The following is a 26,052-nucleotide window of genomic DNA, read 5'->3' as shown; positions in this document are numbered from 1 at the left end:
TGCCATCGCCCTACTCTATGACTTTGATGTGGATACCGCAGCGAATGAAGCTGGGGTGGCGGTGGAGAATAATGCTATCCATAAAATTAATGAAAAAGGGCATTGGATAGTTTGTTATGAAGTATTTGGGTTGACTTGCGAATTAAGAGATGGGGAGCGTTATGCTACAGATAAAGAAATTGCAGAGCATGCGTTGAATTTTGTGAATAATTTAACGCCAGCTGGTCGAAAGTCTGGCAAAATTCAATCCACTTCTAGTTCAAGCTCTACATCAAAGCCTGCCAATACTGCAACAAGTGAAAATATTGTTAGAATATCCAATATTCCAGATTTTAAATTTGAAAACAAACAACTTGGAAAAAAACTTGGTAAACATGTCAGTGATTTTGGTGGAGATCCATCAAAATCTGAAGATAGAGCTATGGTTGTTCGGATAATTAATGATATAGCTCTAAAACCAGAGATGGTTGTCTTGGGTGATTTTGCAGGTCAGGGCTCTAATGGGTCGAGGGGCAATGTTCATTTTAGAATCAAGGGCAATGATGTTGTAGTTACAAAAACAGATGGTACTTTTGTTACTATTTTAAAAAATGGCATCAATAATACATCCTTAAAAAAAGCTTTGGGTAAGTAATTATGGTAGATGTGAAACAAATTATTGGAAAAACATTGAAAAATGTAATGGCAAGTATTTACTTTGTGGATAGTTATCAACAAGAAATTTTTATGGAGGACATTGTGGATATTTGCCTCATAATTGATGATGCTGCCATAACAGTGTCCTGCAATGAAGATGGCGAGTCTTTGGATATAACAGCAGGCAATTGTTTGCAGAAAGTTGATATGGGTGATTACGGTGTGATAAAAATAAAAGATATGTTTGATTTTTTAAACTTAAAAGACTCAATATGTATTTATGACGCACGCATGATTATTGATGAAAATCTTATCAAGATAGGACTTGAGTTAAGCCTTGATACATGTAAAATAATCATTAAAAATGAAGGAGATCAGATGGTCATACGCAAGTATGATGTATGATAGTTCGTAGGCTTAGGTTAGCGACAGCATAACCCAGAATTATGTCATAACTCATTGATTTTGTTATATTTTGTGTCTCAACACAACCTACGGCTTCATCGCAAGCTCTATTGTCCTACTCTATGACTTTGATGTGGATACCACAGCAAATGAAGCTGGGGTGGCGGTGGAGAATAATGCTGTTTGGACTGCCATTCCTGCAATCATCTATGTATTAGATAAGGCATACACCGCCTATCAAGTCTATCAAGATATACAAGATTTAAAGTCAGGCAAAAAGACCGTTGAACAGCTGGCTCAAGAAAAAGGTGAGTCTTATATTACTCAAGCTATTGCAGGTAATATTGGCAAGTATGGCTATAAGATTGTTAAATCAGGCAGTCGTAGAATTGTTCAGGCTGTTAAGAAAAGCTGCTCATTTCATGGCAGTACTCTAATCTCAACCATGAACGGATACAAACCAATATCATCCATCAAGATTGGGGATTATGTTTGGTCTCGTGATGAATATACGGGCAAGTACAGCTACCAGCCTGTCACCAATTGGTATCACAATCAGTATCAAGAAACTGTATATATTACCATTGTTGATTCACAAGGAAATGAACAAACCATAATATCAAATGCCATCCACCCATTCTTTGCAAAAGTACCTTATGGTACAATAACTCCACCATCATCAGAAGGTCATCGGTATGAAGGCGAGATTGAGCATGGTGTCTGGGTGGATGCCAGCAATCTACAATCAGGTTATCAATTATTATCCGAAGATGACTCATGGCAAACGGTCAAATCCGTCAGAATCGCCCAAGAAGATTTAACCGCCTACAACCTAACCATCAACAACACCCCATACCTACTTTGTCTCAGCACAAGGCAGTCAGTATGGGGTGTGGGTGCATAATGATTGTAGATATTTTGCCACAACCAGAGAAGCAACTGTCGCCGCACAAGCCTTAGGATATAGAAGAGTCAGTCAGTACCCCTTTAATAGTCATGGGCAGCCAGTCTATAAAAGAGGCAATCGATATATTACACCAGATGTTGATCGGCATGAAGGTGTATTATCTATTTAAAAATCGCTTTGGTGATGGTCAAGGCGGTTTTTTTATTGTTATAATATAAAAAAAATATGTTATAATATAAAAATTCAAGAATGACATTTTGAGATTCAAATAAAAAACAAATTGGCAATTTGCTATACAATTCAAATTTTTTAGGAAGAGTAATGACTGTTACCAAACTGCGTTTGGCACTTGTTGCCATTTTGTTGCCCCTAAGTTTGTCTGCCTTTGCTGATGACACCGATGATGAAATTCCCACCGCCCATCTTGGCACGCTAAAAGTTACCACCACCCAAGCCAAGCACCTTGCCAATCTTTTGGGCAAACGAGCCAATGTCTCCGACCAAACCGTGCGAGCCGATGAGTTAAAGAAACGAGCCACCACTTTGGGCGATGCTTTGGACGGCGAGCTTGGCATTCATTCCAACCAATTTGGCGGGGGTGCGTCCGCTCCGATTATCCGTGGGCAAGAAGGCAAACGCATTACCATTTTGCAAAACAATGCCGATGTCATTGATATGGCTCATCTTTCACCAGACCACACCGTGATGGTGGACACGGTGCTGGCAAACCGTGCCGAGGTGGTGCGTGGGGTCAGCACTTTATTATATAAATCAGGCAATTCGGCAGGGGCGGTCAATATTGTGGACAACAAAATCCCCACCAAACTGCCCGCCAAGCCGATCACAGGCGAAGCAGGGGTTCGCTTTAATACGGGTAATAATGAAAAACTTGGCACAGGGGCGATTACTTTTGGCTTGGGGCAAAATTTTGCCGTGCATTTGGAAGGCTTGCACAAATCGGCAGACAATTATCGCACGCCTAATTATCAATACACCACTTTTGACAATGAAAATCAAATTGACCGCTATGTCAAAGCCCCCGAACGCCTAGCCAGTTTGGAAAAAGAATGGCAAGCAATCAAAAACGGCACGCCACTGTCTTGGCGGGATAAGACCTACTTTATCAGCGATGAAGCGGGCTATTTGGCACAAAAAGCGATATTAGAACAAGACTTGTCCACCATTCAGCATTATCAGTTTGATTATTTGCCCGAAAGCTGGGCGGATTCAAAAGCGGGCAGTTTAGGGTTGTCGTGGATTGGCAACAAAGGCTATGTGGGCGTGGCAATCAGCGAACGCAAGGACAAATACGGCTTGCCTGCCCACAACGCCATTTATGAAGGCTGTGGGGTGATTTCTATTTTTGATAGCCTGTGGGACAGACCGTATTTGGCGACTTATCCCCAGCTTATCAATGAAGACGATGTTAATTATATCAACCCACGCCCCGACTGTGCCGACCACGCCCACACCAATTTTAACCACTCGCACGGCGTACATAAAAAACACGACAAACACGGCACGCCCTTTGTGGATTTGACCGCTCGCCGTTATGATTTGCGTAGCGAATGGGACAACCCTGTGCCGTTTGTGGACAAAGTGCGTGCCAATGTTGGTTATGTGGATTATCGGCACGATGAAAAAGAAGGCGATGTCGTTAATACTTCTTTTATGAATAAAGGCAAAGTGGCTCGTGCGGAGCTGACCCATACGCCATTTAAAAATGCCAAAGCCTTGTGGGGCGTACAATATACAGAGCAGGACAATAGTGCCTTGTCGCCCCAAACCGAATGGCGACAACGCCAGCTTTTGACCCAAAATATGTTAAAAAACAAGGCATTATTTGCAATGGGGCAGTACAATGTCGGCAATGTGGAGTTAGAGCTTGGCACTCGCCTAGAAAAACAAAGCGTGGCAATGGATTATGACACCAAGCACATTGATTGGATAATGAGAGAGCGTAGCAATTTGCAGTCAAACCCCGAAAAATTGCAACAAGCGATAGACGATGCCATTAACGCCACCAAACCACACAAAAACACCGCCCATTCTTATGCTTTGGGCGTGCATTGGAAATTTTTGCCAGACTACACGCTCTCCTTTAACGCATCGCACCAAGAACGCTTACCCAACAGCCAAGAATTGTACACGCACGGAATGCACCTTGCCACCAATTCTTTTGAAATTGGCAATCGGCATTTGACCAAAGAAAAATCCAATAATTATGAACTTGGCTTAAAGTTTGTGGGCGATAAATTAGATTATAAAGTGGCGGGGTATTTATATGATTTTGACAATTATATTTATTTGTCCACCATTAACGAATATCTAGGGACGGCAAGGGTTAATCATCTTAAAAAATTACGCATTAACCGTTATGACCAAAGCCCTGCCAAATTTTATGGGGCAGAAGCGAGCGTTGGTTATCAATTTAATGACAATTATTATGCGTCTGTTTTTGGCGATTATATCAAAGGCAAATTGCACGATATGCCACCAATTGTCTCTGATTATACACCAGCATCGTGGGGCAGACCTGCAATCAAAACCTACACCGACCAAGAAGACCGCACCACGCCACGCCTACCGCCAATGCGACTCGGGGCAAAAGTCAAAGCCGATTTTGATGATAAATGGTCGGGCAGTATGGAATATGTTCGCACTTTTGACCAGAATAAAGTTTCCAAATTTGAAGCCCCAACCAAAGGTCATCATTTATTAAATATGGGCGTGAATTATCAAAATTATAAAGGCGGTTTGGATTACTCAATTTTCTTTAATGCAAATAATTTGTTAGACCAAAAAGTCTATGCCCACGAAACGCATTTGCCTTATATTCCACAAATGGGCAGGAATTTTAGTTTGGGGGTGAATGTTAAGTATTGATTTAATCCATTAATATCTTGAATCATCAAACTAACTGCAACACCTTTTGATAATAGACCTCATAAGGTGTTCGCCAATTTAAACATTTTCTAGGTCGCAGATTGAGTTTGGCGGCCTTTGTTTGTATGTATTGATTGTCCCAATGGTTAATATTAGACGCTTTCGGGAAATATTCTCTTAATAACCCATTGGTGTTTTCATTGCTTCCTTTTTGCCAAGACTGTCTTGGTGGTGGAAAGTAGATGGTTGCTTTTAAGTGGTCTGTTATTTCTTGATGTTTGGCAAATTCTCCCCCCCCATCTGGTGTGATTGTATGCACAGGCTGATTCACTAAGGCATTGATGATGGCTTGACTGACCAAGGTTGCTTTTTTGGCTTTGACGGTTGTGCAAATTAAAAAACGACTACATCTATCTACCAAAGTAACAAAACAAGCCTTGCCTGACTTACCAAGAACAGTATCCGCCCCCTAATCACCGATTCTTAGGCGTTCATTGGCAATCTGTGGTCTGTCTATCAGATGATGGGTAATAGGTATCTTACCTCGCTATTTATCAAGTCATCTAAAGGCGGTCATGGTTTTAGAAAGTTCAAAATCGTGCGTAAGGGACAAGATATTCCCTTTAGTGTCTATCGGTTAGATGATTTTTCAAATATCAAATTATTTACTATTCCTTCAATGGCAATTTTCTTTGAAAAGGGTAAACAGATGATTTACCCAATGGATAATTACCATAATTGGGACTACCTTGCTGCTAAAAAAAAACCGTATTTGATAGCCATGCTAAATGGTCGGATGTCAGTCGTATGATTGATAGCCAAGTCTTGTCAGCGGATCCTGTATCAAGCGTTGATTTACAATCATCGTGGCTCACGCTTGAAAGTCATAAGCTAACCTTATCTAAAAAAGTTTTAGATATGGATAAAGAACGATTCTATCGTGGTAGAAAAGGTATTGAACCTGCTGGGGCAAAAGGTGTTTATATACTTAAAAAACCAGTTGCCTGTAATCCTATGCAAAATGGTAAAGCGGTTATCGTTAATGATATTTCACGCCAACGCAGACAAGATATTTTGAATAAAGGTGAGCATAAAGGCGTTGTAGAAACAGACCTTATTTATCCAATGCTCGGTGGTCGTAATATTCAAAGATGGTATGTGTCTAGTAATGAGTATATTTTAGTACCGCACAGCAAAGAGCATAAATACGGCATTCCCGAAACGGAATTATTACAAACCCATCCTCTGACCTATAACTGGTTAGAATTTTATCAAAAGGAATTGTTCGATAGTCGAGTGCAAAACGGCAAATTCTTTGACCCCAATAAAAACCCTTTCTATAGATTAGACAATGTGGGTGAATATACCTACGCGCCTTATAAAGTGCTTTGGAAAGAGCAAACTGGTAGTATGTCTGCGGTTGTGGTTGGCAATGCCGAAGAAAGCCTAATTAACTATGATAATAGCGTTTTAGGTACAGATAAAATAATTATGGTTGATTCAAAGGTTTTATATCTTGCTTTAGAATCAGCCGATGAAGCCTATTTTGTATGTGGCATAATTAACAGTCCAACAATTCGTAATATCATTGATGGTTATGCCGTAGAAACTAATCGTGGCATTGATGTTTTAAAATATTTAGCGATTCCAAAATATGATAATACATCACAAACGCATAAGGATATTGCTGGAATATCGAAACAGATACATGATTTTTGCAAAATTGAGTTAAAAAGTCTTGGCAAGATTGACCAAAGTAAGTTATCTGCTTTAGAATGTGCATTAGATACCCTAGTTATAGCAATGTTTGCATGATTTAAATGCTAGAGTAAAAAGTAGGTGGTTTTCTACCTACTTTTATTAGACCTTTGTTTTGTGCAGGTGCTACATAATGGCGTAAAAACAAATCAATACCCCTTTAATAGTCATGGACAGCCAGTTTACAAAAAAGGCAATCGATACATTACACCTGATGTTGATAGTCATAATGGCGGGGTTTGGAAAATTTTTGATAATAAAGGCAAAAGATTGGGCACAGCTGATGCTAATTTAAGGATTTTTAAAAAGTAGGGCGCCATGAGAGATTTAATAAAGATTAATCCAAGTAATAAAACCGCAAAAATTCTTTTAGATGAATGTTATGAGACTTTTGAATTATTCACAAAAGATTGGGGGATAGAGCAGTATATCCAGCAATGGAAAGATGCTGTCAAGTTTTTATTTGATACTGGCAATACGGTTTGTTTGATTAAGCATTACGAATCGGCAGAAAGCCATGTAAAGCAAATGCACCTTTATACTATCTTTTCGCAAGAAAACGCCTATCCTGCTTGTGAAGAAGTTGATGATGATGTATTTTTTATGACCGAGAGCTTTGTTTTTATTACACAAAGTGAAAAAGCTCTAACTTCGGACTTTTATTTTGATAAAATATTTGATAGTTATTCGAACTATCTTCCGATTTATTATTTTAATCCCAATCATATTGAACGTTTTTACTTATATTTATCAGAAAGAATAAATGGTATTTCAGCATGGCAGGTATCCAGACAGCAACTTAGCACTATTCTTGATTTGAGGATTTGATGGGGCAAGCACGTAGGTTGGTTTGAGCTTGCGAAAACCTAACAATTGATTTAAAATCAATACGTTGGGTTACGCTATCGCTAACCCAACCTACGAGCTAGCTGTAGCACCATCATGCAAAAATGGAAACAGGTTAGCTATAAAAAGAATGCTGGTCTAAATGATGTGCAGATTCAAGATTGGGAATCAAGTGTTAATCAAATATACAAACATTATATAGGATATTGCAAAAATACCGATGCATCTTGTAATGCTATATTAGACATCCTGCAAAACTACCCAATCCACCCAAACACGAGCTTTACCCTAAGTTCAAATCTTGCCAATGATTTACAATGGGTGGTTGAGAACATTTTAAAGGCTTGAAACTTGGCAAGGATATATTCTACTCTCACCCGTGTTTTAGACAATAATGCGTTATAATCTTTGGCTTCTTGTACTAATGGGTATTTCTTGGTTGCTTTTGGTGGAGTAAAGGCATTAGCATGTATGTGTTTTATGCCTTGATAACCACTGTCTGCTAGGACAAACTTAGCATTTGTTAAATATTGGGTAGTTTTGCAGGATGTCTATTTATTAAAGATTGAAGGCGCTATTAATCTTCAACTTTGCTTTTTAGAACTTTACCAGTTCTGGCATCGACAGACACGTCATATTCAACGCCGCGATCAGCCAACACTTCTACGTCAAAATGCGCACCAAGAAGATTGTCGTGATCAAATTCGACTTTCTTCACGCTCACGCCTTTGACATGTGCTTTGGCGATCTCGCCTGCTTTAGCTTGGCTGATGTATTGGTCTTTATTTTGCTCATAGATGCGTGCGTCATCGTCCGCCATGGCAGGCGCAGCGAATAGTGCTGCTGCGGTAGATAGTGCTAGCGCAGATAAAATACGTTTCATAAGGCTCTCCTATTAGATCATGTTTGTCTTATAACTTAAAATTGGCAAATCAGTTGGTTTGATAAATCGATTTTTTGTATTAAAAATATCAATCAAAAGACTTTTGGGTGACCCATCCATCATAATTTGCCAAATGAGCTTGTCTGTTTTTTAATCATATCCAAAATTTAGCAAAATCAACTGACCTTGGCAAATAGGATTTGTTTAAGTTCTGTATCAGTTTTATGCTGCAAATGATCGCGGCGCATGGCATAAAAAGCCACCCCTAAAACCACCCAAACCGCAAGGGCGTAACGCGATGGCGTGCTAAGTGCGCCCACCGAATCAGGCAGCAATAAAAGCAACAAAAAACCCACCGAAATTAGCATACCCAACAATCCAAATACCTGCTGGATTTGGCTTGGCGATTGGGCATGAATGCCGAACACCAACCCATCACGACCCAATTTATAAGCGCAAGCACAGGTATAAAAAAACGTAATCGCAATGCCCACGCTCGTCATGTCCACAATCCACAACAGCGCCGCGCGCCCAAACCAAGGACTGATCAAGCACAATACCATGATGGTATAGAATGCTGTCGATGGCGTACCATGCTTAGGATTTAGCCTGCCAAATACCGGTGGTAACATCTGGCTACGGCTTAGTGTCAGTACGACACGGCTCGCCGCCACATAAAAGCCGTTCAAGCCCGTCAATACGCCCATGCTCACCGCCAACACCATGAGCGCAAGTCCAGACTTGCCCATCACCAATGAGATCGCCGCACCCGTCTCCCATGAGCTGCTGCCAAATGCCGCCATGTTATCCCCAAAAGCGAATGCCGCTGCCGTAATGACCATAATGTACAAAAAGCTTGCGCTGATGATGCTTGCGATGAGCAACTTCATGATCTTACTGGCGGAGAATCGAAACTCGCCTGCCAACTGTGGAATTCCATCAAACCCTACGTACGCCCAAGGCGCAAACGCAACGATCGTACTCACCGCCGACCAAAATCCAACCCGTGCCGGCGGAGATAATGGCAATGATGAATCTTGTGAGGCAAAATGAAAGCCTGTACCGACCAACACCGTCGCCACCGCAATTAGCATGAGCACCACCGCCAAAAACTGCACGCGACCTGAAATGGCGGTATTCTTAGCATTCAAATAAGCAAAACCAATCAGAAACAACGACGATACCGCCACTTCAGGCGCATAAATCGTCCAGCCTGATATCTCATACAAAGCACCCTGCATCATGACCTCAGGGATGATTAGGCGAAGCACCAGCGTAACTGCTGAGGCGTTCAGCGAGATGATGCCAGCATAACCCAACATCAGTGCCCACCCAGCGATGAATCCATGCGTCCGCCCAAACGTCGCCAGCGCAAAGGCAATCCCACCGCCCGTCACCGGCAAAGACTTAGTGGCATAGCCATAATTCACCGCGATGACGCCGATCAATAGCGTACCGATAACAAAACCTGTCACCACCGCCAGCAGACCCGATGAAGACAGCCATTCATAGGGCAGCACAAATGCGCCCCAACCCACTGCCGAGCCCACTGACATGGCATAGACCCAGCTGACTTTAAATCCTTGTTTTAACTGACTAGATTCACTCATTGTTCGTCCTTAATAGATGGTTTTGATCATGATGGTCGGCAGAGTAGCTAATGACCGACCCTCAAAGTTCATCACGCAGCACTGCTTGTGTAACTTTTATAATAAGGCTCATCGCCATTTACCGTCGCTCGATGCATGATGCGGTGTGCGTCGCCATAATCGAACATCGCCTTATGCTGCGTGCAACGATTGTCCCAAATTGCCACATCGCCCTCACGCCACTGCCAACGTAGATGAAACTCTTCTTTGACAGCATGCTCTGTCAAAAAATCAAGCAGCGCCCTACTTTCATCCTCAGACAATCCCTCAATATGCGAGGTAAATCCTTCACTAACGAACAAAATCGACTTACCCGTATCAGGGTGCGTGCGCACCACAGGATGCGGCACAGATGGGTTTTTACGGTAGATTTCTTCTAGACGCGCCTTTTCTTCATCGCTCACCCCGCCGAAGCGCTCTTCTGGAAATGACAGACGAATGTCATGAATGGCGGTCAAGCCTTGGATTTTTTGCTTGATGTCATCATCAAGTGCCTCGAAAGCTGCCGTACCGCTTGCCCATAGAGTATCACCCCCTGACGATGGGATTTTGACCGCACGAAGTACACAGCCCAAGGGTGGCGTCTTGCTAAAGGTTACATCGGTATGCCAAAGCTCGTTATCACGCAGGTCGGTTGCATGGCTGTCTAGCACGATGACTTCAGGGATGTTCGGCACAGTTGGGAAGACAGGATGGATATGCAGACTACCAAATGATCTGGCGAGCTTTACTTGAGCTTCAGTCTGCAAATCCTGATCACGAAAGAAAATCACTTGATGATCAAGCAGCGCCTGCTTAATCTTGGCCAATATCTCTTCTGTTATATTGTTTAGATCCACACCACCAATGACGGCGCCGATGGTTGGTTTGATTGGAGTGATGGTTAAATTTGTCATGGCAATTTCCAATAAAATGGGTTGATTATCAACAAAAACTACAGTGCCATTATGTTAATAATAAGCCTGCCAAATTTAAAACAACAAAACCGAATTAAGTAATTAGCGATCAGCATAACGATCGCCCAAAGGCAATTTAATCCAGTTCAAAATACTCATTGAACGCACTCAAAATCACACCCAAACACCGCGCCAATACTGCCAAAATTTGTCAAAAATTTAGCTGACGATGGGTGGGAATTTTGTTATACTAAATCAAAAGGGCATGTCGCCCATCACAAGGAGAATGCGATGTATCAACACGTTTTATTGGTTACTGATCTACGAGATGACACAGATTTGGTCGCAGCGAAGGCAAAATGGATTTTGGATGCGTCACCTGCTGCTCAGCTGTCGGTACTACACATTGTTGAAGAGACCATGTTGGGTTTTGGTTATGAGCTGATTCCAGCTTCTGCCCTGCATGAGCAGATTGACAATGAACGCTGCCAAGAAGCGCGTACTCGACTGGCGGAAGTCTTGGCGCGCAACAGCTTACAAGCGCACAATGTCAAAATCAAAACCGCCATCTCAGGACGTAAAGGCATCGTTGATTACTGCCAAAACAATGCCATCGACCTCGTAGTCATCGGCCGGCATAAGCGCACAGGTCTATCAGCATGGCTAGCAGGTGCGACCGCAGACAGCATCCTACCTGATGTGGATGCTGACTTACTTGTGGTACAATTAGCCGTCGAATGATTTATTTTAGAATACAGCCAAGGTTATCTTGGCTGTGTTTTTATGTTTACTGCTTTATATTTTAATTGATAGGATTTTTATGTTTGATATCATCGCCATTGGCAACGCCCTAGTGGACACCGAATTTAAGGTGAGCGACGACACATTGACCGCCACAGGTCTGACTCGTGGTAACATGACGCTGGCCGAAGAAGAAGGTCAGCGCGCGCTATTTGACACCCTAAAAGACCAAGGCGTAAACCCTGCCAAGCAAGCTGGTGGCGGTTCGGCAGCCAACAGTATGGTGGCTTTCGCGTCATTGGGTGGTCGTGCGTTCTACAACTGTCGCGTGGGCGGCGATGACATGGGCGATTTTTATTTATCAGACTTAGAAGAGTCAGGCGTCACGACCGACGCAGATGTCGCCATTGACCCAGATGGAACGACAGGCTCATGCGCCGTTCTGGTCACCCCAGATGGCGAACGTACCATGCAAACCCATCTGGGCACGAGCAGCCTAATTAATGGCAACAACATCAATTTTCATACTCTGGCAGGTGCAAAATGGCTATACCTAGAAGGTTATCTTGCCATGTCACCGACCATCGCCCAAGGCATCAGCACCCTGCACACTAAGGCAAAAGAAGAAGGTGTTAAAGTCGCGGTAAGCTTTGCTGACCCTGCGGTGGTAAAATTCGCCAAAGAAGGTCTAGATGCCATGCTATCAGGCGGCGTGGATGCGATATTCTGCAACCTCGAAGAAGCCATGCTCTATACTGGCGCTGATGACCATGAATCAGCAGTGCGCGCACTTGGTGAATTTTCGACCTTGGTCGTGGTCACCAACAGCGACAAGCCTGCGCTCATCAAGCAAGGCGGCGACATCATCAGCGTACCATCAGCCGTCATCGATAATGTGCTGGACACGAATGGCGCAGGCGACAACTACGCTGGCGCATTCCTATACGCGCACACTCAAGGTCATACCCTGTCTGAATGCGGCGCACTGGCAGCGGCTGTGGCAGGTCGTATCGTAACTCAGTTCGGTCCGCGCTTAAGTGTATCAGATTATCAAGCCATTAAGGCGGATATACTGGATTAATGCACGAACACAAAAAAAGACCTGATATTATTCAGGTCTTTTTTATCCTTCTATCACACATGAATTATTTATAATATGCGTTTTGAGTTTGAGAATGGTCGGTCTCATCAATCACGTGCATGAGCTCTGGAATTTGTTGCTTTAACTGCACTTCAACACCTTGACGCAGCGTCACATCGACCGCACTACAACCTTGGCAGCCGCCGCCGAATTTTAGTACCGCGGTCAGTCCTGCTTCATCTTCGACCAGATCTATAAGCTCAACCATGCCGCCATGGCTGGCAAGATTCGGGTTGATCTCAGATTGTAGGACATAATTGATGCGCTCTTCAACGCTGGCATCTGCACCCACTTGAGGCACCTTTGAATTAGGCGCGCGGAAAGTCAGCTGACCACCGAAGCGATCTTTATTATAATCAATCACCGCATCATGCAGATAAGGAATGCTCGGCGCATCGATGTGTGCGGTAAACGCTTCAAAAGGAATCTGCAAATCTGCCTCATCGATCTCATCAGGCTGGCAGTAGCTCATGCAGCATTCAGCGCGCGGCGTACCTGGGTATTCCACAAATATACGCACGCCAATACCTTCAACCTCTTGCTTGGCTAATAAGTCAGCAAGGTAGGCTTGGGCGTTGGGTGTGATGATGATGTTGCTGGTCAATGGGGCGTTATCTGTGTCACTCATGGCTGGCTCTTTTTGATTAAGTTATTATAAAATATTAGAAAGTCATAAATCTTGACTAAATTAGTCGGTTTATTTGCTCTTTATATGGTAACATAGCACCATTTTATCAAGCCGATTAACAAAACTTTTTTAATTTTTTTAAGGATAATTATGACGTACGAATTTGATTATTTGGTATTTATTGGGCGTTTTCAGCCATTTCATGACGGGCATAAATTCGTCGTCACCGAAGCGCTACAACGTGCCAGAAATGTCATCATGCTCATCGGCTCGGCCAACAGTCCACGCACCATCAAAAATCCATTTAGCTTCGATGAGCGCAAGCAGATGATTGTGGGTGCATTTGGTGACACCAAAGCAGCTCGCATTCATTGTCTACCCATCGATGACACGCTTTACAACGACCATCAATGGCTCTACAACATCCAAAGCGCCCTACACCATCAGACCCAAGGACAAGGTCGCATTGGCATCATCGGACACACCAAGGACGACAGCTCTTATTATTTGTCATTGTTCCCCAATTGGTCAGCGATCGAGCTGCCAAGTTTTGAGAATCTGTCTGCCACCCCGCTGCGTAAGGCGTATTTTGAACAAGGCATCATCGATGAGCGGATGCCTAATGCTTCGCAAAATTTCCTACAATCATTCATCAGCGCGCCTGACTATATGAGGCTAAAGCAAGAATATCAATACATTCAAGCCTTTAAGGCCAAGTGGAAAGACGCGCCTTATCCACCAATATTCTGCACTGCTGATGCGCTTGTGGTACAGGCAGGTCATGTATTACTGATCGAACGTGGCGGCGAATACGGTCATGGATTGTGGGCATTGCCGGGCGGATTCTTGGATAAAGATGAAAAATGGCTAAATTGTGCTCTGCGCGAGTTACAAGAAGAGACCGGCCTGATCGTCCATCAAGACCAGATCAAATTCCAAGAGATCTTCGACGCGCCAGATCGCTCACCGCGCGGTCGCACCATCACGAACGTGTTTTATGCTGAGCTTACAGGCGATGCCCTGCCCGATGTCAAAGGAGGCGATGACGCCAGTCGTGCATTTTGGTTACCGTTGCATAAGCTTGATGGCAAGCAGATGTTTGAGGATCATTATAGCATCATCATGAAGATGTTAGGGCTGTGACATTGACTTCCTCCCCTCGCTAAACCGAGGGGATTCCTACTGCTAGACGGTCAAGCCCGACCGCAAGAATGTTCTTACTAGCATTGATATCTCTATCATGCCATGTGCCACACTTCGCACAAGTCCATTCTCTTATTCGCAAACCTGCTCTACCTTTCGGACTGTTTCTGTCGATTTGACCGCAACACGAACAAGTTTGGGTAGTGTATTTTTCAGATACGGTTTCTAAGCGACAACCTGCATTCTTACATTTGTAGGTCAGTTGTCGTTTGAGTTCAAACCAGCTAGCATCGTAAACCGATTTGGCCAGTTTGCCTTTTTTGCTGTTAAATTGGGTAGTTTTAACGTCACCAACCACGATTAGAGCGTTTTCTTTGACTAATTGGGTGGTGAATTTATGTATCAGGTCTTGGCGTGTGTTTTTGATTTTGGCATGGATTGCCTTAACACGCTGTTTGTTTTTGGCACGTTGGGCTGTGGCTAACGCTTTGGCATATTTTAGGGTTTGTTTGATTTGTAGCTTATTGCCGTTTGAGGTAGTGGCACTGTCTTTTAAGCCCAAATCTATGCCAAGACTACCAGTTCCACACGATTGTTTCGGATAGTCTTTGACGGTAATGCACGCATACCAACGGTTACGGCTGTCTTGCACAATCTCAAGGGTGTTAATTTGGTATAGCGACAGGTTGTAGCTGTCCCACAGGTCAATGATTAGCTTTTGCCCTTTGGCTAAGCTTAGTTGTAGGGCGGATTTTAAGCCTTTTTTACCAGTTTGGTGGGTAGCGATGTGTTTAATGGCGGATTTTTTAAACGGTATCCAACCGAGCGATTTACGCTTAGACTTTGGGTTATTGGTACGCCATGATAGTTTGGTTTTTTTAAACTGTTTACGGCTTTTAGCGTGGGTTTCATTAATCGCTTGAATGGTTTGACTATGCAAACCTAACAGCTCACCGCTACCTTTGGTGTATTCGTTTAGGTCATAGGCGCAAAAGAATTTGCCAGTACGCTGCAGATATTTAGAACTCAAGTCATTCACATAATTCCACACAAAATTGACCGAACCGCTTAGGTGGTTTAGTTGGTCTGTGTGTTTATCTCGTATGCGTAGCTTGAGTGTTTTCAGAGGTTTAATTATAATTGGATTTTTATATTTTACAGTTGGTCTAATTATATGTCAAATGATTTAAGACGTGGTAGGCATGTTGTTTACAATCTTCATGTGCATTTGGTCTTTGTTGCTAAATACCGCAGAAAAGTATTCACCAAAAGAGATTTTAGATGATATGCAGGTTATCTTTGAGGAAGTTTGTTCAAAGTTTGAGGCACAATTAGTTGAGTTTGATGGTGAATGCGACCATGTGCATTTATTGGTGGTTTATCCGCCTAAAGTGGCTATTTGTAGTTTGGTAAATAGCTTGAAAGGCGTGTCTAGTCGGTTATTGCGTAAAAAAGAATATCCGTCCATCAAAGGGCAGTTATGGGGTGGTGCGTTGTGGTCACCTAGCTATTTTGCAGGTAGTTGTGGTGGTGCTCCAATTGAGATTATCCGCCAGTACATTGAACAGCAGAATACGCCACACTAAATAACGTCCATGTGTAAGCATGGTTATGCATTTGCCTTATATCCACCGCCTGAAGTCGGTGGTTTTACGGCAACGGAGGACTAAAAGACCATTTCCACACGCCCAAAGGCGGCAACATGATGATCACGATCCTCGGCTTTGTTGTTGTAATAACTGACATCACCCTGTAAGAATAGCCATTCGCGCCATACAGGCTGACGATAGCTGACATAAGGGCCATAGATGTTTAGATTGGCTTTTTTGTCTTCGATGTTGCCACCTGTATAGATGCCATAGCTAAACTCACGACGTCCGTGTTTACCCCTCCAATAGTGCTGCTGATAAAAGCTATTGCCCCAATTTAGGTCTTCGGTGTCTTGACTGGTGTAGTTTAGTTGGGTTCGATTGATGAGCGTGCGCAAGGCAGATTGCGGCTGACTAAATTCTAGGGTAGATAGCGTATAGTGTTCGCTTTTTGAGCCATACCGATATACCTGCTCAAATCGCATGTCGACATTTTTTGGCAGCTCCCACTCTTTTTCGGCGCGCATCTTGATGAACACGTCATCAGAACGCACACCCAGATCAACATCCGTCTCAATGCCTAGTTTTTCTTGGAATTTTGACCAGCGCAGACCAAAGGATGAGTTCTGCTCACGTGCCTCGCGTCTGTCAAATCGGCGATCGGCATGTCTAACGACACGCGAGTCATTATGAATACCGCCATCACGCTCAACGTCCAAATCCTCGTCACCAAATACCAGGCTTAGACGATTTTCAAGCGCCGGCAGCTTTAATTTACCGCGCACACGGGGCTTGACCGTTGTACCATCATATTCATTCCAGTGTGTATCTACCATCACACGAAGCGATGCGCGCGCAGGCTCGTCAGGGTCGGTTGTACCGAACCACTTATCCATCTTGTGCGCGGTCTTATTCAGATAGTCCTTAGCATCATAGCGCTTCTCATCAAGCCAAGTTGTCTGGGCTGCATTGCGCTCAACAGGTGGTGCGCCCTCACTTTCCAAGCTCTCATCCATCACTTGAGCTGTGGCTATATCTGCCTGATCAGCTGCTTGACTTGGCTCGTCTTGAGCATTGGCGGCAGCGCCCATCATACAAAATCCTGCAACGATGGGCAGTTTTTTTATCATGTCCATAATTTTCCCAAAATCTTACAATTGATATAAAATAATGTCTGTAGCATAATCAACTTTTACACAAATAGCAAAATAATTTTAAAATAAAAAACCTCATCACTTGATGAGGTTTTTGTTGTTTTACATAAATGGCAACTTAATAAATGCTTGTAGCACAATGGCGTTAACAATATCTACGAAGAACGCACCAACCATCGGCACAATCAAAAACGCCTTATGCGATGGCAAGTAACGATCGGTAATCGCTTGCATGTTGGCAATCGCGGTTGGCGTTGCACCCATACCAAAACCGCAGTGGCCCGCTGCCAAGACAGCAGAATCATAATCGCGACCCATGATGTTAAAGGTTACAAAGTACGCGTACAAGATCATCACGATCGTCTGAATCACCAAGATAATCAAGATAGGACCGCCAAGACCTGCCAATTCCCAAAGCTTCAATGACAGCAATGCCATGGCTAGGAACAATGACAAAGCAGCATTGCCGAACACATCAATCGCGCGGTCGAACATGTCGAAATTAAACAAACTGGTCATCACATTACGAATCACCACGCCGCCAAACAGCGCCCACACGAAGGTAGGCAGCTCATACCAAGTACCTTTGGCAACGCCAGTCATGATGTCAGCAAAAGCAAGACACGCCGCGAACAGCGCCAAAGTTTCGATGGCTGATGTGGCGGTAATCAAGCGAGTGCTGTCTGATTTTTCAAAAATCTCTTCATCGGCATAGTCTTTTAGAGCCTCATTAGGTTCGCCATCTAGCGATTTAACCTCAGATAAGCTACTCACTTGCTCCAACTCTTTAGGTTTTAGGCCTAATTTCGAGATTAGCTGTCTTGCCACAGGACCACCGATGATGCCACCTGCCACCAGACCATAGGTCGCGCACGCAATACCCAAAGTTGTCGCTGCTGCCACGCCATAGGTCTGCTCAAGGTCAGCACCCCAAGCACCTGCCGTACCATGACCACCAGTCAATGAGATCGAACCTGCCACTAAGCCGAGCATCGGATCAATACCCAGCGCCATGGCTGAACCCACACCTACGGCGTTTTGAATGATGATATACACCGATACGACCACTGATAGAACCAGCAAAGGCATACCACCCGCTCTTAAACGGCTAAAATCAGCAGACAGACCGATAGACGCGAAGAACATCAACATAAAAGCGGTTTGTAATTCTTTTTGAAAAATAAAAGAATAGTCAAAAAAGGCATACAACGAATACACAATGGCAGCCGCCACCAAACCGCCTGCCACAGGCTCAGGGATATTAAAATCTGATAAAAACTTAATTTTTTTGACCAATACCTTGCCTAATAGCAATACTAAAGTCGCCAAAATCAGCGTATAATAGCCATTTAATACAATTTCCATAATCACTCCAAGAAATGGCGTAAAGATGCACTCAACGCACCCTCGCCTCAGTCCAATAATAAAGCATCACCATGAACCGCCCTTTTAACAAATTAACAAAAGGGCAACAAAACGGTTAATTATACAAAACCCATTCTCTAAAAATCAATCAAATTTTTAAATCCAGCCATTCAACCTACCCTATCAACAAAAAAAACGAACATGATGACATGTTCGTTTTTTTACAGCTCAACAAATTAACGCAAGAAAGCACGAGCATTACGGAACAGACGCATCCACGCACCGTCATTGGTCCACTCATCAGGCTTCCATGAGTGATTGACCGCACGCAATGTACGCTCTGGGTGTGGCATCATCAAAGTCACACGACCATCGGTGCTACACACACCCGTGATACCCTCTGGCGAGCCGTTTGGGTTGAGCGGATAATGCTCGGTCGGATTACCTTGGCTGTCCACATAGCGTAGAGCGATTTGGCCGTGGCGTGTCAGTTCATTTAATGACTGCTCGCTCATCTTCGCATAACCTTCGCCGTGCGCCACAGCGATCGGTAGAATGCTGTCTTGCATGCCTTTTAGCAGTACAGACTTGGTGCGCTCCACACGCACGTTAACGCTGCGCGCCTCAAAACGTGCCGACTTATTAAAGGTGAAACGTGGGAAATGTTCCGCACCCACCATCAGCTCTTTTAATTGACTCATCATCTGACAGCCATTACACACACCTAGGGCAAAGGTCTCAGGACGATGGAAGAATCTGGCGAACTGCATACGAAGCTCGTCATGGAACAAGACTGAATTTGCCCACCCTGAGCCTGCACCCAAGACATCACCATAACTAAAGCCACCGCACGCCACCAAACCTTCAAAGTCTCGTAGGTTAATGCGACCACTCATCAAGTCGCTCATGTGCACATCAACAGCGTCAAAGCCTGCGCGCACAAAACCTGCACCCATCTCAAGATGACCATTCACGCCCTGCTCACGCAAGATGGCAACTTTTGGTTGCGTGGTACGGCTATTCACATAAGGCGCTTCGACGGCAAGGTCTAACTCATAGTTGGCATGAGCAATCAAGCCATGATGATTCACGTCATCAATCAAGGCAAACTCTTGATCAGCGCACTCAGGATTGTCACGCATTGAGGCGATGGCATGGCTGACTTTCGTCCATTCTTTTTGAAGTTCGGCACGGGTGAAGCTTAGATTTTTTCTGTCAGTCGCGATGGTCAATACATCCTGACCTGCGCCGCCTGCTGGCGTGGTAAAGGTCTCACCCACAGCAGTCAATAGACCATCTACGCCATGCTCTTTGGCAAGGGCTTGTAGCGCATCTACATCCGCTGGCAACACCTGAATCACCGCACCCAACTCTTCAGCGAACAGCTGACCCAATAGATTGTCATCAGTCAGGTTCAGATTCACTTTTAAGCGGCTGGCAAACTGCATCTCTGCTACAGTTGCCACCAGACCACCATCACCAATATCATGATAAGCACGGATTAGCTCTGCTTCGTTCGCAGCTTGGATAAAGCCAAAAAGATTGGCAAGATCGGTAGCATCATCCACATCAGGGCAGTCATTGCCAAGCTGGCTTAGTGTCTGAGCAAAGATAGAACCACCTAAGCGAAGCTTACCACGAGATAGATCCAAGCGAAGCAGCTTAGCATCAGTATTAACAAGCTCTGGCGTGATGGTCTTGGCGACATTCTGCACAGGCGCAAAGGCAGTGATGATCAGACTCATTGGTGAGCTGACGGTCTTGTCCGCGTCATTATCCTGCCAGTTGGCTTTCATGGACAAGCTGTCTTTACCCACAGGGATGGTGATGCCTAAGGCAGGACAAAGCTCCTCACCAATGGCATGCACCGCATCAAACAGTGCTGCGTCTTCTTTTTCATCGCCACACGCCGCCATCCAGTTGGCAGATAACGTTACATCTGATACCTTAGCAATACAAGCTGAAGCGATGTTGGTCAATGCTTCGCCCACAGCCAAGCGCGCTGATGCCTTAGGGTTGATGAGTGCCACAGGCGTACGCTCACCCATTGCCATCGCTTCGCCAGTATCCGCCATCAGTCCTGACATCGTTACCGCGCAGTCCGCCACAGGCACTTGGTAGCGCCCAACGTACTGATCTTGGGTAACCATACCTGTGATAGAACGGTCGCCGATGCTGATTAGGAAAGACTTACTGGCGACAGTTGGATGACGAAGTACGTCTTTGATGCTCTCGCACAGATCCACACCAGCGACGTCTAGCGGATGTAGCTCATTTGGCTCACGGCTAAAGCTACGCTTCATTTTTGGTGTGCCGCCAAGCAGCACTTGCATTGGCATATCCACAGGTTGTTCTGGCAGCAGCGCGTCGTCCACTTTTAGCTCGCGGACATTGGTCGCCACACCAAGCACCGCATAAGGGCAACGCTCACGTGCGCAGATCTCATCAAAAAGCTTCTCACTTTGCGGTGAAATGGCAAGCACATAACGCTCTTGGGCTTCGTTCGACCAGATCGCCATGGGCGACATGCCTTTTTCTAATGATGGTACTTTACGTAGGTTTAGGTGCGCACCAAGCTCGTGATCATCTACAAGCTCCGGCATGGCGTTTGATAGACCGCCTGCCCCCACGTCATGGATTGAGATGATGGGGTTATTGTCATTGCCGTCTTGTGCCATCGCCCAGCAGGTATCGATGACTTCTTGGCAGCGGCGTTCCATCTCAGCATTATCACGCTGAACAGACGCAAAATCCAAGCCTTCATCCAGCTCACCGCTGTCCACAGAACTGGCTGCGCCGCCGCCCAAGCCGATTTGCATAGCAGGACCACCAAGTACGATCAACAGATCACCTTCTTGGATGCTGTTTTTTTGCACCAAATTACGCTTGATATTGCCGTAACCGCCTGCGATCATGATCGGTTTATGGTAGCCGCGCATTTGGCTGCCGTCTTGCTCGGCGGATGTGTCTAATTGGAAAGTGCGGAAATACCCGTTTAGATTCGGACGACCAAATTCATTGGCAAAAGCAGCACTACCCAAAGGACCATCAATCATGATGTCCAGTGCACTTGCCATACGCTCAGGCTTGCCATATTCTTTGGCAGATACTTTGCCAGAAGTTTCCCATTTTTCAGACATGTTCGGTAGGTGTAGATGCGACACGCTAAAGCCCGCCAAGCCTGCTTTTGGCTTACCACCACGACCTGTCGCACCTTCATCACGAATCTCACCACCTGCACCAGTTGCCGCACCCGCAAACGGTGCGATCGCAGTTGGGTGATTATGCGTCTCTACTTTCATTAAGATGTCAATCTGTTCATCATGAAAGCCGTACTGCGCCTCGCCTGCATCATTGTTAGTAGGATAAAAACGCGCCGCCTCAAAGCCTTCCATCACCGCCGCATTGTCCTTATAAGCAGACAAGATGCCTTCTGAATTTTGTTCGTGGGTATTTTTAATCATCTTGAACAATGATTTTGGCTGTACTTCGCCGTCAATCGTCCATTCAGCATTAAAAATCTTGTGACGGCAATGCTCTGAGTTGGCTTGAGCGAACATCATCAGCTCAACATCAGTTGGGTTACGACCCAGTTTGGTGAAATTTTCAACCAAGTAATCAATATCTTCGCTTGATAAAGCAAAGCCAAATTCAGTATTGGCACGCACCAAAGCATCACGCCCCTGCCCCATGATATCCACATTCTCAAGGTGCGCAGGCTCACCATCAATGAACAGCGCCGCCACATCATCCAAGTCATACACCAAGCTTTGGGTCATGCGATCATGCAGAATCGCTTCAGCCGCAGCTGGCAGTTTGGCAGGCAGATCATCGCCCGTCAATGTGAACACCACCACGCGCTCAAGACGATTTACCTGAACGCCGCAGTTATTAAAAATATCGGTCGCCTTAGATGCCCACGGGCTAATCGTGCCAAAACGCGGCGCCACCACAACCTGAACCTGACTAGCTTGAGCGCCTTTTAGAGCAACTTCTTCGCCTTGGTTAAGTAGGTTTACTGCCTTAGTATGGTCGGTGCCATTGATGGCTTGATCAAAAACATAAACCTGCTGACTGTCAAGTGCGCTAATCTTTAGCCCTGCTTTTTGCTCTAGCTGAGCTGCCAATTTTTTGGCTTGAAAATCCGTCAAAAAACGATGCCCTGCGATGGTGCTGATCATGGCGATACCTTTACAAAAATAGAAAAATAAATGGCGTCATTATAACAGGTTTTGGCGAATAATCGGCGATGATTTTTGGTTAAAATAAGCAAAATTACCAAAATTTCTGACATTTATTTTCATTCTGATTAATCCAAAAACAAAACGCCCACCCTGCACAAGTCACAGGATGGGCGTCATCGTCTATGGGCTAAAGTGATGACTATTAATTTATAAATCTAAAGTCAACACCGAAGTCAGCTAAGCTACATCTTCCAATTCATGCGCGTCTCATCCACCGTCTGGCCTGATAGATAAGCCTTAAGGTCGATCGCACCCAAGCTATCAAGCGCATCGATGAGCGCGCGATAACTGGGTCGCATGCTGACGAAATGACTGGCATTCACCGCGTGAATGTCAGCACGGCAATTCGTCTCAAAAATCTCCGCCATCTGGCGCAATCTTGGCACACCCGTATAGCGCGATGCGCCCACCATGCGGTGCGCCAATTGCGCAAGTGCGCTGCGATTTCGCTCCGCCCATGCGCGTTCTAGTTCTTGTTTTTCGTTCTCAGCATTCTCGATGATCATTGTCAGTAGTTTTTCTGCCAAGTCCGATTTATTCGCCGCGCGATTCAAGGCGTCTTGCCAATCAATATCAGCCAGCACACCTTGAGATTTGGGTGGAATGACGGTGCTGTCTTTGATTGACTCATTAATATTGATGGTAGCTTGCATAGTCTCGGCTTCTTGGGTCAGAACTTGGGCAGCGGGCATCTCTTCATCGCCATGATGCAGCCAACGCTCTAACGTCTGAACCAGTTGCATGTGCCCGATCGGCTTACCTACATAATCATTCAGACCCGATGCGACCAATCGATCCTTCTCATCAGACAGTCCGTGTGCAGTCAACGCGATAATCGGCACAGGCGTCGCTAGATGAGCCTGCTCAATCTTGCGAATCTGAATGCTCGCCTCAAGCCCTGACATTCTAGGCATCTGCACATCCATAAAAATCAGGTCAATCGGCGCACTCGTGCCTGTGACGGTTTTGGTCATGATCTCGATGGCATCAAATCCACTACCCGCCGTCACAACCTCAACACCAAGCTCACCTAAGAGTGCCTCAAGCACCAGCAGATTCGGCAGATGATTATCAACCGCCAACACGCGCGCGCCTGTGAATCTTTGTTGTCTGGTCGGCCTGTCAGTTTTATGATTTGACAATAAATCATAAAGCTGTCGTTTATCCATCGGCTCATACAGCGCGCTGGCATGATAACGCTCCAATAGTGAGCCATCCACACCCACCTGATAGCCATATGCCGCCAATCGTCCTTGATAGCGCAAGCGAATCTGCCTTAGGATCGCACCGATATCATCTTGAGCCGCATCCTGACCGAAGTTATCGACAATTACCCAACAAAAATCATGCTCGCCATCCAGCTGCTCAAGCAAATCCGCCAAACCGATCGCCTCGGTAATCTGTGCGCCTGTGCCGGCCAGACTTGCTTTTAACACCTGCAAAGCAGGTGCATGGTTAATCCACACTAAGATATTGGCTCGAATGGCAGGCGGTAATATGGCAACATCCGAATTATGCGCTTGACCTATCGGCATTTCAAACCAAAAGGTCGCCCCCGTCTGAGCGATGTTTTCGCTGTTATTATCAAAAAAGCCAATCTCGCCACCCATCATCATCGTCAGCTGCTTAGAGATCACAAGCCCAAGTCCCGTACCCCCATAGCGACGCGTTACCGACAGATCGCCTTGGCTAAAGCTCTTAAATAGCTGAGCCTTATCCGCCTCGCTTACGCCTTTGCCCGTATCCTCCACCGCGATGTGTAGATAGTCGTCACGTCTGTCCGATAGGCTAACGCGTACCACCACCCCACCTGTGTCGGTGAATTTGATCGCATTGCCCACCAGATTCGTCAGTATCTGCTTAACACGCAGGCTGTCGCCCACCACATTGGTCGGCACATCGTTGTAGAACAGGACCGCCAGACGCAGATGCTTTTCAAGCCCGGCGGGTGACAGCATATCCACCACATCATAGATTGTCGCATACAGATCAAACTCATGGCGATCAAGCACCAATTTACCCGCCTCAATCTTTGAAAAATCAAGCACGTCATTCACCAAGGCAAGCAGGTGCGCGGATGATTTTTTAATGGTTTGGACATATAGGTTTTGTTCGCTGGTCAGGCCTTCTTTTCTGGCGAGCAGATTAATAAAGCCATCAATGCTGTTTAATGGGGTGCGCAGCTCGTGACTGATGTTCGCCAAGAAATCCGATTTGGCTTGGCTGGTTGAGACGGCGGCATCGCGCGCGTTACGGATGGAGATGTTTTGCATCTCCATCTCGTCAAAGGCTTGTTGTAGGTCGCGCTCGGTCTCTTCGGCGTGATTTTTTAGCTCATTAAAGCTGCCTTCAAGCCTTCTAATCGCCCTCAAAAAATCCCGCTGCAACAGTGAAAATTCACCATCGGCACGCACCGTCACAGGCGTCGATAGATTATCCGCATCCAAGCGTTGCAGATACAATCGCATCTCATAAATGGGCGCAATCCAGCGCTTAGAATAAATATTTAAAATCAGCAATAACAATAAAATCGTGATCAGTCCCGTGATCGATAACGCCAGCACCACATGATAATAAGTAATGGTCAAAAGCTTATTGTCCATCTCGACCATGAGCCAATAACGCTCGCCGTTCACCGTCAAAGGACTGCCATATGCCGTGCCATGGCCAGTATCTAAGCGCAGTACGTGCGGCGCATTCACATCAAAATCACCCCAAGGCGCGCTTGCCTGAACCCCCATCGCATGCAGAACTGATCCGTCATTTTTAATGATGGCGAGGCGCTGCACACGTTGAGTGCGCATCGAATTGAAACCCTCTAGCACACCGCTAAGCGCGCCTGCGTCTTGGCGATTTTGGATGCCGTAGGTCAGCACTTTATTGGTAAGCTCAGAATCAAACAGTGCCAGCTGAGACTCTGCATCCTGACCAATTTGGCTTAATAATGGCTCGGCAGCAGTCTCATAGCGAAGCAGTGCCGCCTGCGCAAGTACGTCCTGCTCAGAAAGTACGGCACGGCGCACCTCGCTAAACACCAAATAACCACCCACCAAGGCAAGCACCACAATCGGCAAAAACACCAATAAAATCAGCTGCCCGTACGCGCTTTTTAAGCCAAAACGAAACCTATTCATGACCATCCATCATCAAAATCTCACATCATCAGCAGTTTAGCACGTTT

Annotated in this window: 21 protein-coding genes and 3 pseudogenes; 13 read left to right on the top strand and 11 right to left on the bottom strand. The window is 45.3% G+C overall.

The window, feature by feature from the left end:
• From MBO_RS09845 to MBO_RS09825, 5 genes and pseudogenes are all read left to right on the top strand, one after another.
• Positions 1 to 634 (top strand): annotated as a pseudogene (locus MBO_RS09845) (hypothetical protein); the annotation flags it as partial.
• Between the two features lie 2 nt (positions 635 to 636).
• The gene (locus MBO_RS09840; protein WP_036367258.1) at positions 637 to 1,041 is read left to right on the top strand and encodes a hypothetical protein; all 405 of its coding nucleotides are present in this window, start codon (positions 637 to 639) and stop codon (positions 1,039 to 1,041) included.
• A 70-nt stretch (positions 1,042 to 1,111) separates the two neighbouring features.
• Positions 1,112 to 1,945 carry a polymorphic toxin-type HINT domain-containing protein gene (locus tag MBO_RS09835; protein ID WP_152545143.1) on the top strand — a complete coding sequence of 278 codons (834 nt, stop codon included), beginning with the start codon at positions 1,112 to 1,114 and terminating at the stop codon, positions 1,943 to 1,945.
• Positions 1,932 to 2,117, top strand: a complete 186-nt coding sequence (locus MBO_RS10365) for a toxin C-terminal domain-containing protein (protein ID WP_118873522.1) — start codon at positions 1,932 to 1,934, stop codon at positions 2,115 to 2,117. The genes MBO_RS09835 and MBO_RS10365 overlap by 14 nt, the downstream gene beginning before the upstream one ends.
• Positions 2,118 to 2,269: 152 nt before the next feature.
• Positions 2,270 to 4,834: a TonB-dependent receptor gene (locus tag MBO_RS09825; protein WP_036367249.1), complete on the top strand. Its 2,565-nt coding sequence runs from the start codon at positions 2,270 to 2,272 to the stop codon at positions 4,832 to 4,834.
• Between the two features lie 25 nt (positions 4,835 to 4,859).
• Here the strand turns inward: MBO_RS09825 and MBO_RS09820 are convergent.
• Positions 4,860 to 5,288: pseudogene (locus tag MBO_RS09820) on the bottom strand (IS30 family transposase); the annotation flags it as partial.
• A gap of 353 nt (positions 5,289 to 5,641) precedes the next feature.
• Between MBO_RS09820 and MBO_RS09810 the strand changes: the two are divergent.
• The 4 genes from MBO_RS09810 (at position 5,642) to MBO_RS09795 (ending at position 7,786) form a co-directional block, all read left to right on the top strand.
• On the top strand, positions 5,642 to 6,649 hold the full coding sequence (locus MBO_RS09810; protein WP_052585439.1) for a hypothetical protein: 1,008 nt from the start codon (positions 5,642 to 5,644) through the stop codon (positions 6,647 to 6,649).
• A 24-nt stretch (positions 6,650 to 6,673) separates the two neighbouring features.
• On the top strand, positions 6,674 to 6,904 hold the full coding sequence (locus tag MBO_RS10360; protein ID WP_080702259.1) for a toxin C-terminal domain-containing protein: 231 nt from the start codon (positions 6,674 to 6,676) through the stop codon (positions 6,902 to 6,904).
• A 6-nt stretch (positions 6,905 to 6,910) separates the two neighbouring features.
• Positions 6,911 to 7,420 carry a hypothetical protein gene (locus MBO_RS09800; RefSeq protein WP_036367247.1) on the top strand — a complete coding sequence of 170 codons (510 nt, stop codon included), beginning with the start codon at positions 6,911 to 6,913 and terminating at the stop codon, positions 7,418 to 7,420.
• A gap of 114 nt (positions 7,421 to 7,534) precedes the next feature.
• On the top strand, positions 7,535 to 7,786 hold the full coding sequence (locus MBO_RS09795; protein ID WP_036367245.1) for a hypothetical protein: 252 nt from the start codon (positions 7,535 to 7,537) through the stop codon (positions 7,784 to 7,786).
• Here the strand turns inward: MBO_RS09795 and MBO_RS10355 are convergent.
• The 4 genes from MBO_RS10355 to tauD all read right to left on the bottom strand — a co-directional run bounded on the left by MBO_RS10355 (position 7,696) and on the right by tauD (position 10,878).
• Positions 7,696 to 7,911 (bottom strand): hypothetical protein, encoded by a 216-nt coding sequence (locus tag MBO_RS10355; RefSeq protein WP_406812858.1) that lies wholly within the window; start codon positions 7,909 to 7,911, stop codon positions 7,696 to 7,698. The two genes, MBO_RS09795 and MBO_RS10355, sit on opposite strands and share 91 nt — an antisense overlap.
• Positions 7,912 to 8,015: 104 nt before the next feature.
• On the bottom strand, positions 8,016 to 8,321 hold the full coding sequence (locus MBO_RS09785; protein WP_036367244.1) for a PepSY domain-containing protein: 306 nt from the start codon (positions 8,319 to 8,321) through the stop codon (positions 8,016 to 8,018).
• Positions 8,322 to 8,497: 176 nt separating this feature from the next.
• Complete coding sequence (locus MBO_RS09780) at positions 8,498 to 9,931, bottom strand: APC family permease (protein WP_036367242.1); 1,434 nt, start codon at positions 9,929 to 9,931, stop codon at positions 8,498 to 8,500.
• 71 nt (positions 9,932 to 10,002) lie between these two features.
• On the bottom strand, positions 10,003 to 10,878 hold the full coding sequence (tauD, locus tag MBO_RS09775) for a taurine dioxygenase (RefSeq protein WP_169735852.1): 876 nt from the start codon (positions 10,876 to 10,878) through the stop codon (positions 10,003 to 10,005).
• A 279-nt stretch (positions 10,879 to 11,157) separates the two neighbouring features.
• Here tauD and MBO_RS09770 point away from each other — a divergent pair, with 279 nt between their 5' ends.
• Both MBO_RS09770 and MBO_RS09765 read left to right on the top strand, forming a co-directional pair.
• Positions 11,158 to 11,607 carry a universal stress protein gene (locus tag MBO_RS09770; protein ID WP_036367234.1) on the top strand — a complete coding sequence of 150 codons (450 nt, stop codon included), beginning with the start codon at positions 11,158 to 11,160 and terminating at the stop codon, positions 11,605 to 11,607.
• Positions 11,608 to 11,686: 79 nt separating this feature from the next.
• A complete protein-coding gene (locus MBO_RS09765) occupies positions 11,687 to 12,688 on the top strand; it encodes an adenosine kinase (protein WP_036367231.1) in 1,002 nt (333 codons plus the stop codon).
• Between the two features lie 64 nt (positions 12,689 to 12,752).
• Here MBO_RS09765 and nfuA read toward each other — a convergent pair whose 3' ends face one another.
• A complete protein-coding gene (nfuA, locus tag MBO_RS09760; RefSeq protein WP_036367229.1) occupies positions 12,753 to 13,376 on the bottom strand; it encodes a Fe-S biogenesis protein NfuA in 624 nt (207 codons plus the stop codon).
• 144 nt (positions 13,377 to 13,520) lie between these two features.
• On the opposite strand from nfuA, the gene MBO_RS09755 reads away from it, so the two are divergent.
• The gene (locus tag MBO_RS09755) at positions 13,521 to 14,519 is read left to right on the top strand and encodes a bifunctional nicotinamide-nucleotide adenylyltransferase/Nudix hydroxylase (protein WP_152545142.1); all 999 of its coding nucleotides are present in this window, start codon (positions 13,521 to 13,523) and stop codon (positions 14,517 to 14,519) included.
• A 19-nt stretch (positions 14,520 to 14,538) separates the two neighbouring features.
• Here the strand turns inward: MBO_RS09755 and MBO_RS09750 are convergent, their stop codons facing one another.
• Positions 14,539 to 15,645 carry an RNA-guided endonuclease InsQ/TnpB family protein gene (locus tag MBO_RS09750; RefSeq protein WP_036367222.1) on the bottom strand — a complete coding sequence of 369 codons (1,107 nt, stop codon included), beginning with the start codon at positions 15,643 to 15,645 and terminating at the stop codon, positions 14,539 to 14,541.
• A gap of 48 nt (positions 15,646 to 15,693) precedes the next feature.
• Between MBO_RS09750 and tnpA the strand changes: the two are divergent.
• Positions 15,694 to 16,105: pseudogene (tnpA, locus tag MBO_RS09745) on the top strand (IS200/IS605 family transposase).
• Between the two features lie 80 nt (positions 16,106 to 16,185).
• Here the strand turns inward: tnpA and MBO_RS09740 are convergent.
• The 4 genes from MBO_RS09740 to MBO_RS09725 form a co-directional block, all read right to left on the bottom strand.
• Positions 16,186 to 17,244: a hypothetical protein gene (locus MBO_RS09740; protein ID WP_052585438.1), complete on the bottom strand. Its 1,059-nt coding sequence runs from the start codon at positions 17,242 to 17,244 to the stop codon at positions 16,186 to 16,188.
• Positions 17,245 to 17,364: 120 nt separating this feature from the next.
• A complete protein-coding gene (gene gltS, locus MBO_RS09735) occupies positions 17,365 to 18,627 on the bottom strand; it encodes a sodium/glutamate symporter (protein ID WP_036367219.1) in 1,263 nt (420 codons plus the stop codon).
• A 236-nt stretch (positions 18,628 to 18,863) separates the two neighbouring features.
• Positions 18,864 to 22,808: a phosphoribosylformylglycinamidine synthase gene (purL, locus tag MBO_RS09730; protein WP_036367216.1), complete on the bottom strand. Its 3,945-nt coding sequence runs from the start codon at positions 22,806 to 22,808 to the stop codon at positions 18,864 to 18,866.
• A 245-nt stretch (positions 22,809 to 23,053) separates the two neighbouring features.
• On the bottom strand, positions 23,054 to 26,011 hold the full coding sequence (locus MBO_RS09725; RefSeq protein WP_036367213.1) for an ATP-binding protein: 2,958 nt from the start codon (positions 26,009 to 26,011) through the stop codon (positions 23,054 to 23,056).
• Between the last annotated feature and the right edge of the window lie 41 nt (positions 26,012 to 26,052).

The organism is Moraxella bovoculi 237, assembly GCF_000696305.2.
Taxonomy (GTDB): Bacteria; Pseudomonadota; Gammaproteobacteria; order Pseudomonadales; family Moraxellaceae; genus Moraxella; species Moraxella bovoculi.
The sequence above is the reverse complement of the archived record's forward strand: the minus strand, read 5'-3'. Positions and strand labels throughout refer to the sequence as shown.

Excerpts from the sequence above, each read along its gene's own strand:
- MBO_RS09840 (WP_036367258.1), top strand. The coding sequence starts at position 637 with ATGGTAGATGTGAAACAAATTATTGGAAAAACATTGAAAAATGTAATG.
- MBO_RS09825 (WP_036367249.1), top strand. The coding sequence starts at position 2,270 with ATGACTGTTACCAAACTGCGTTTGGCACTTGTTGCCATTTTGTTGCCC.
- MBO_RS09810 (WP_052585439.1), top strand. The coding sequence starts at position 5,642 with ATGATTGATAGCCAAGTCTTGTCAGCGGATCCTGTATCAAGCGTTGAT.
- MBO_RS09800 (WP_036367247.1), top strand. The coding sequence starts at position 6,911 with ATGAGAGATTTAATAAAGATTAATCCAAGTAATAAAACCGCAAAAATT.
- MBO_RS09795 (WP_036367245.1), top strand. The coding sequence starts at position 7,535 with ATGCAAAAATGGAAACAGGTTAGCTATAAAAAGAATGCTGGTCTAAAT.
- MBO_RS09785 (WP_036367244.1), bottom strand. The coding sequence starts at position 8,321 with ATGAAACGTATTTTATCTGCGCTAGCACTATCTACCGCAGCAGCACTA.
- MBO_RS09780 (WP_036367242.1), bottom strand. The coding sequence starts at position 9,931 with ATGAGTGAATCTAGTCAGTTAAAACAAGGATTTAAAGTCAGCTGGGTC.
- MBO_RS09770 (WP_036367234.1), top strand. The coding sequence starts at position 11,158 with ATGTATCAACACGTTTTATTGGTTACTGATCTACGAGATGACACAGAT.
- MBO_RS09765 (WP_036367231.1), top strand. The coding sequence starts at position 11,687 with ATGTTTGATATCATCGCCATTGGCAACGCCCTAGTGGACACCGAATTT.
- nfuA (WP_036367229.1), bottom strand. The coding sequence starts at position 13,376 with ATGAGTGACACAGATAACGCCCCATTGACCAGCAACATCATCATCACA.
- MBO_RS09740 (WP_052585438.1), bottom strand. The coding sequence starts at position 17,244 with ATGGACATGATAAAAAAACTGCCCATCGTTGCAGGATTTTGTATGATG.
- gltS (WP_036367219.1), bottom strand. The coding sequence starts at position 18,627 with ATGGAAATTGTATTAAATGGCTATTATACGCTGATTTTGGCGACTTTA.
- purL (WP_036367216.1), bottom strand. The coding sequence starts at position 22,808 with ATGATCAGCACCATCGCAGGGCATCGTTTTTTGACGGATTTTCAAGCC.
- MBO_RS09725 (WP_036367213.1), bottom strand. The coding sequence starts at position 26,011 with ATGGTCATGAATAGGTTTCGTTTTGGCTTAAAAAGCGCGTACGGGCAG.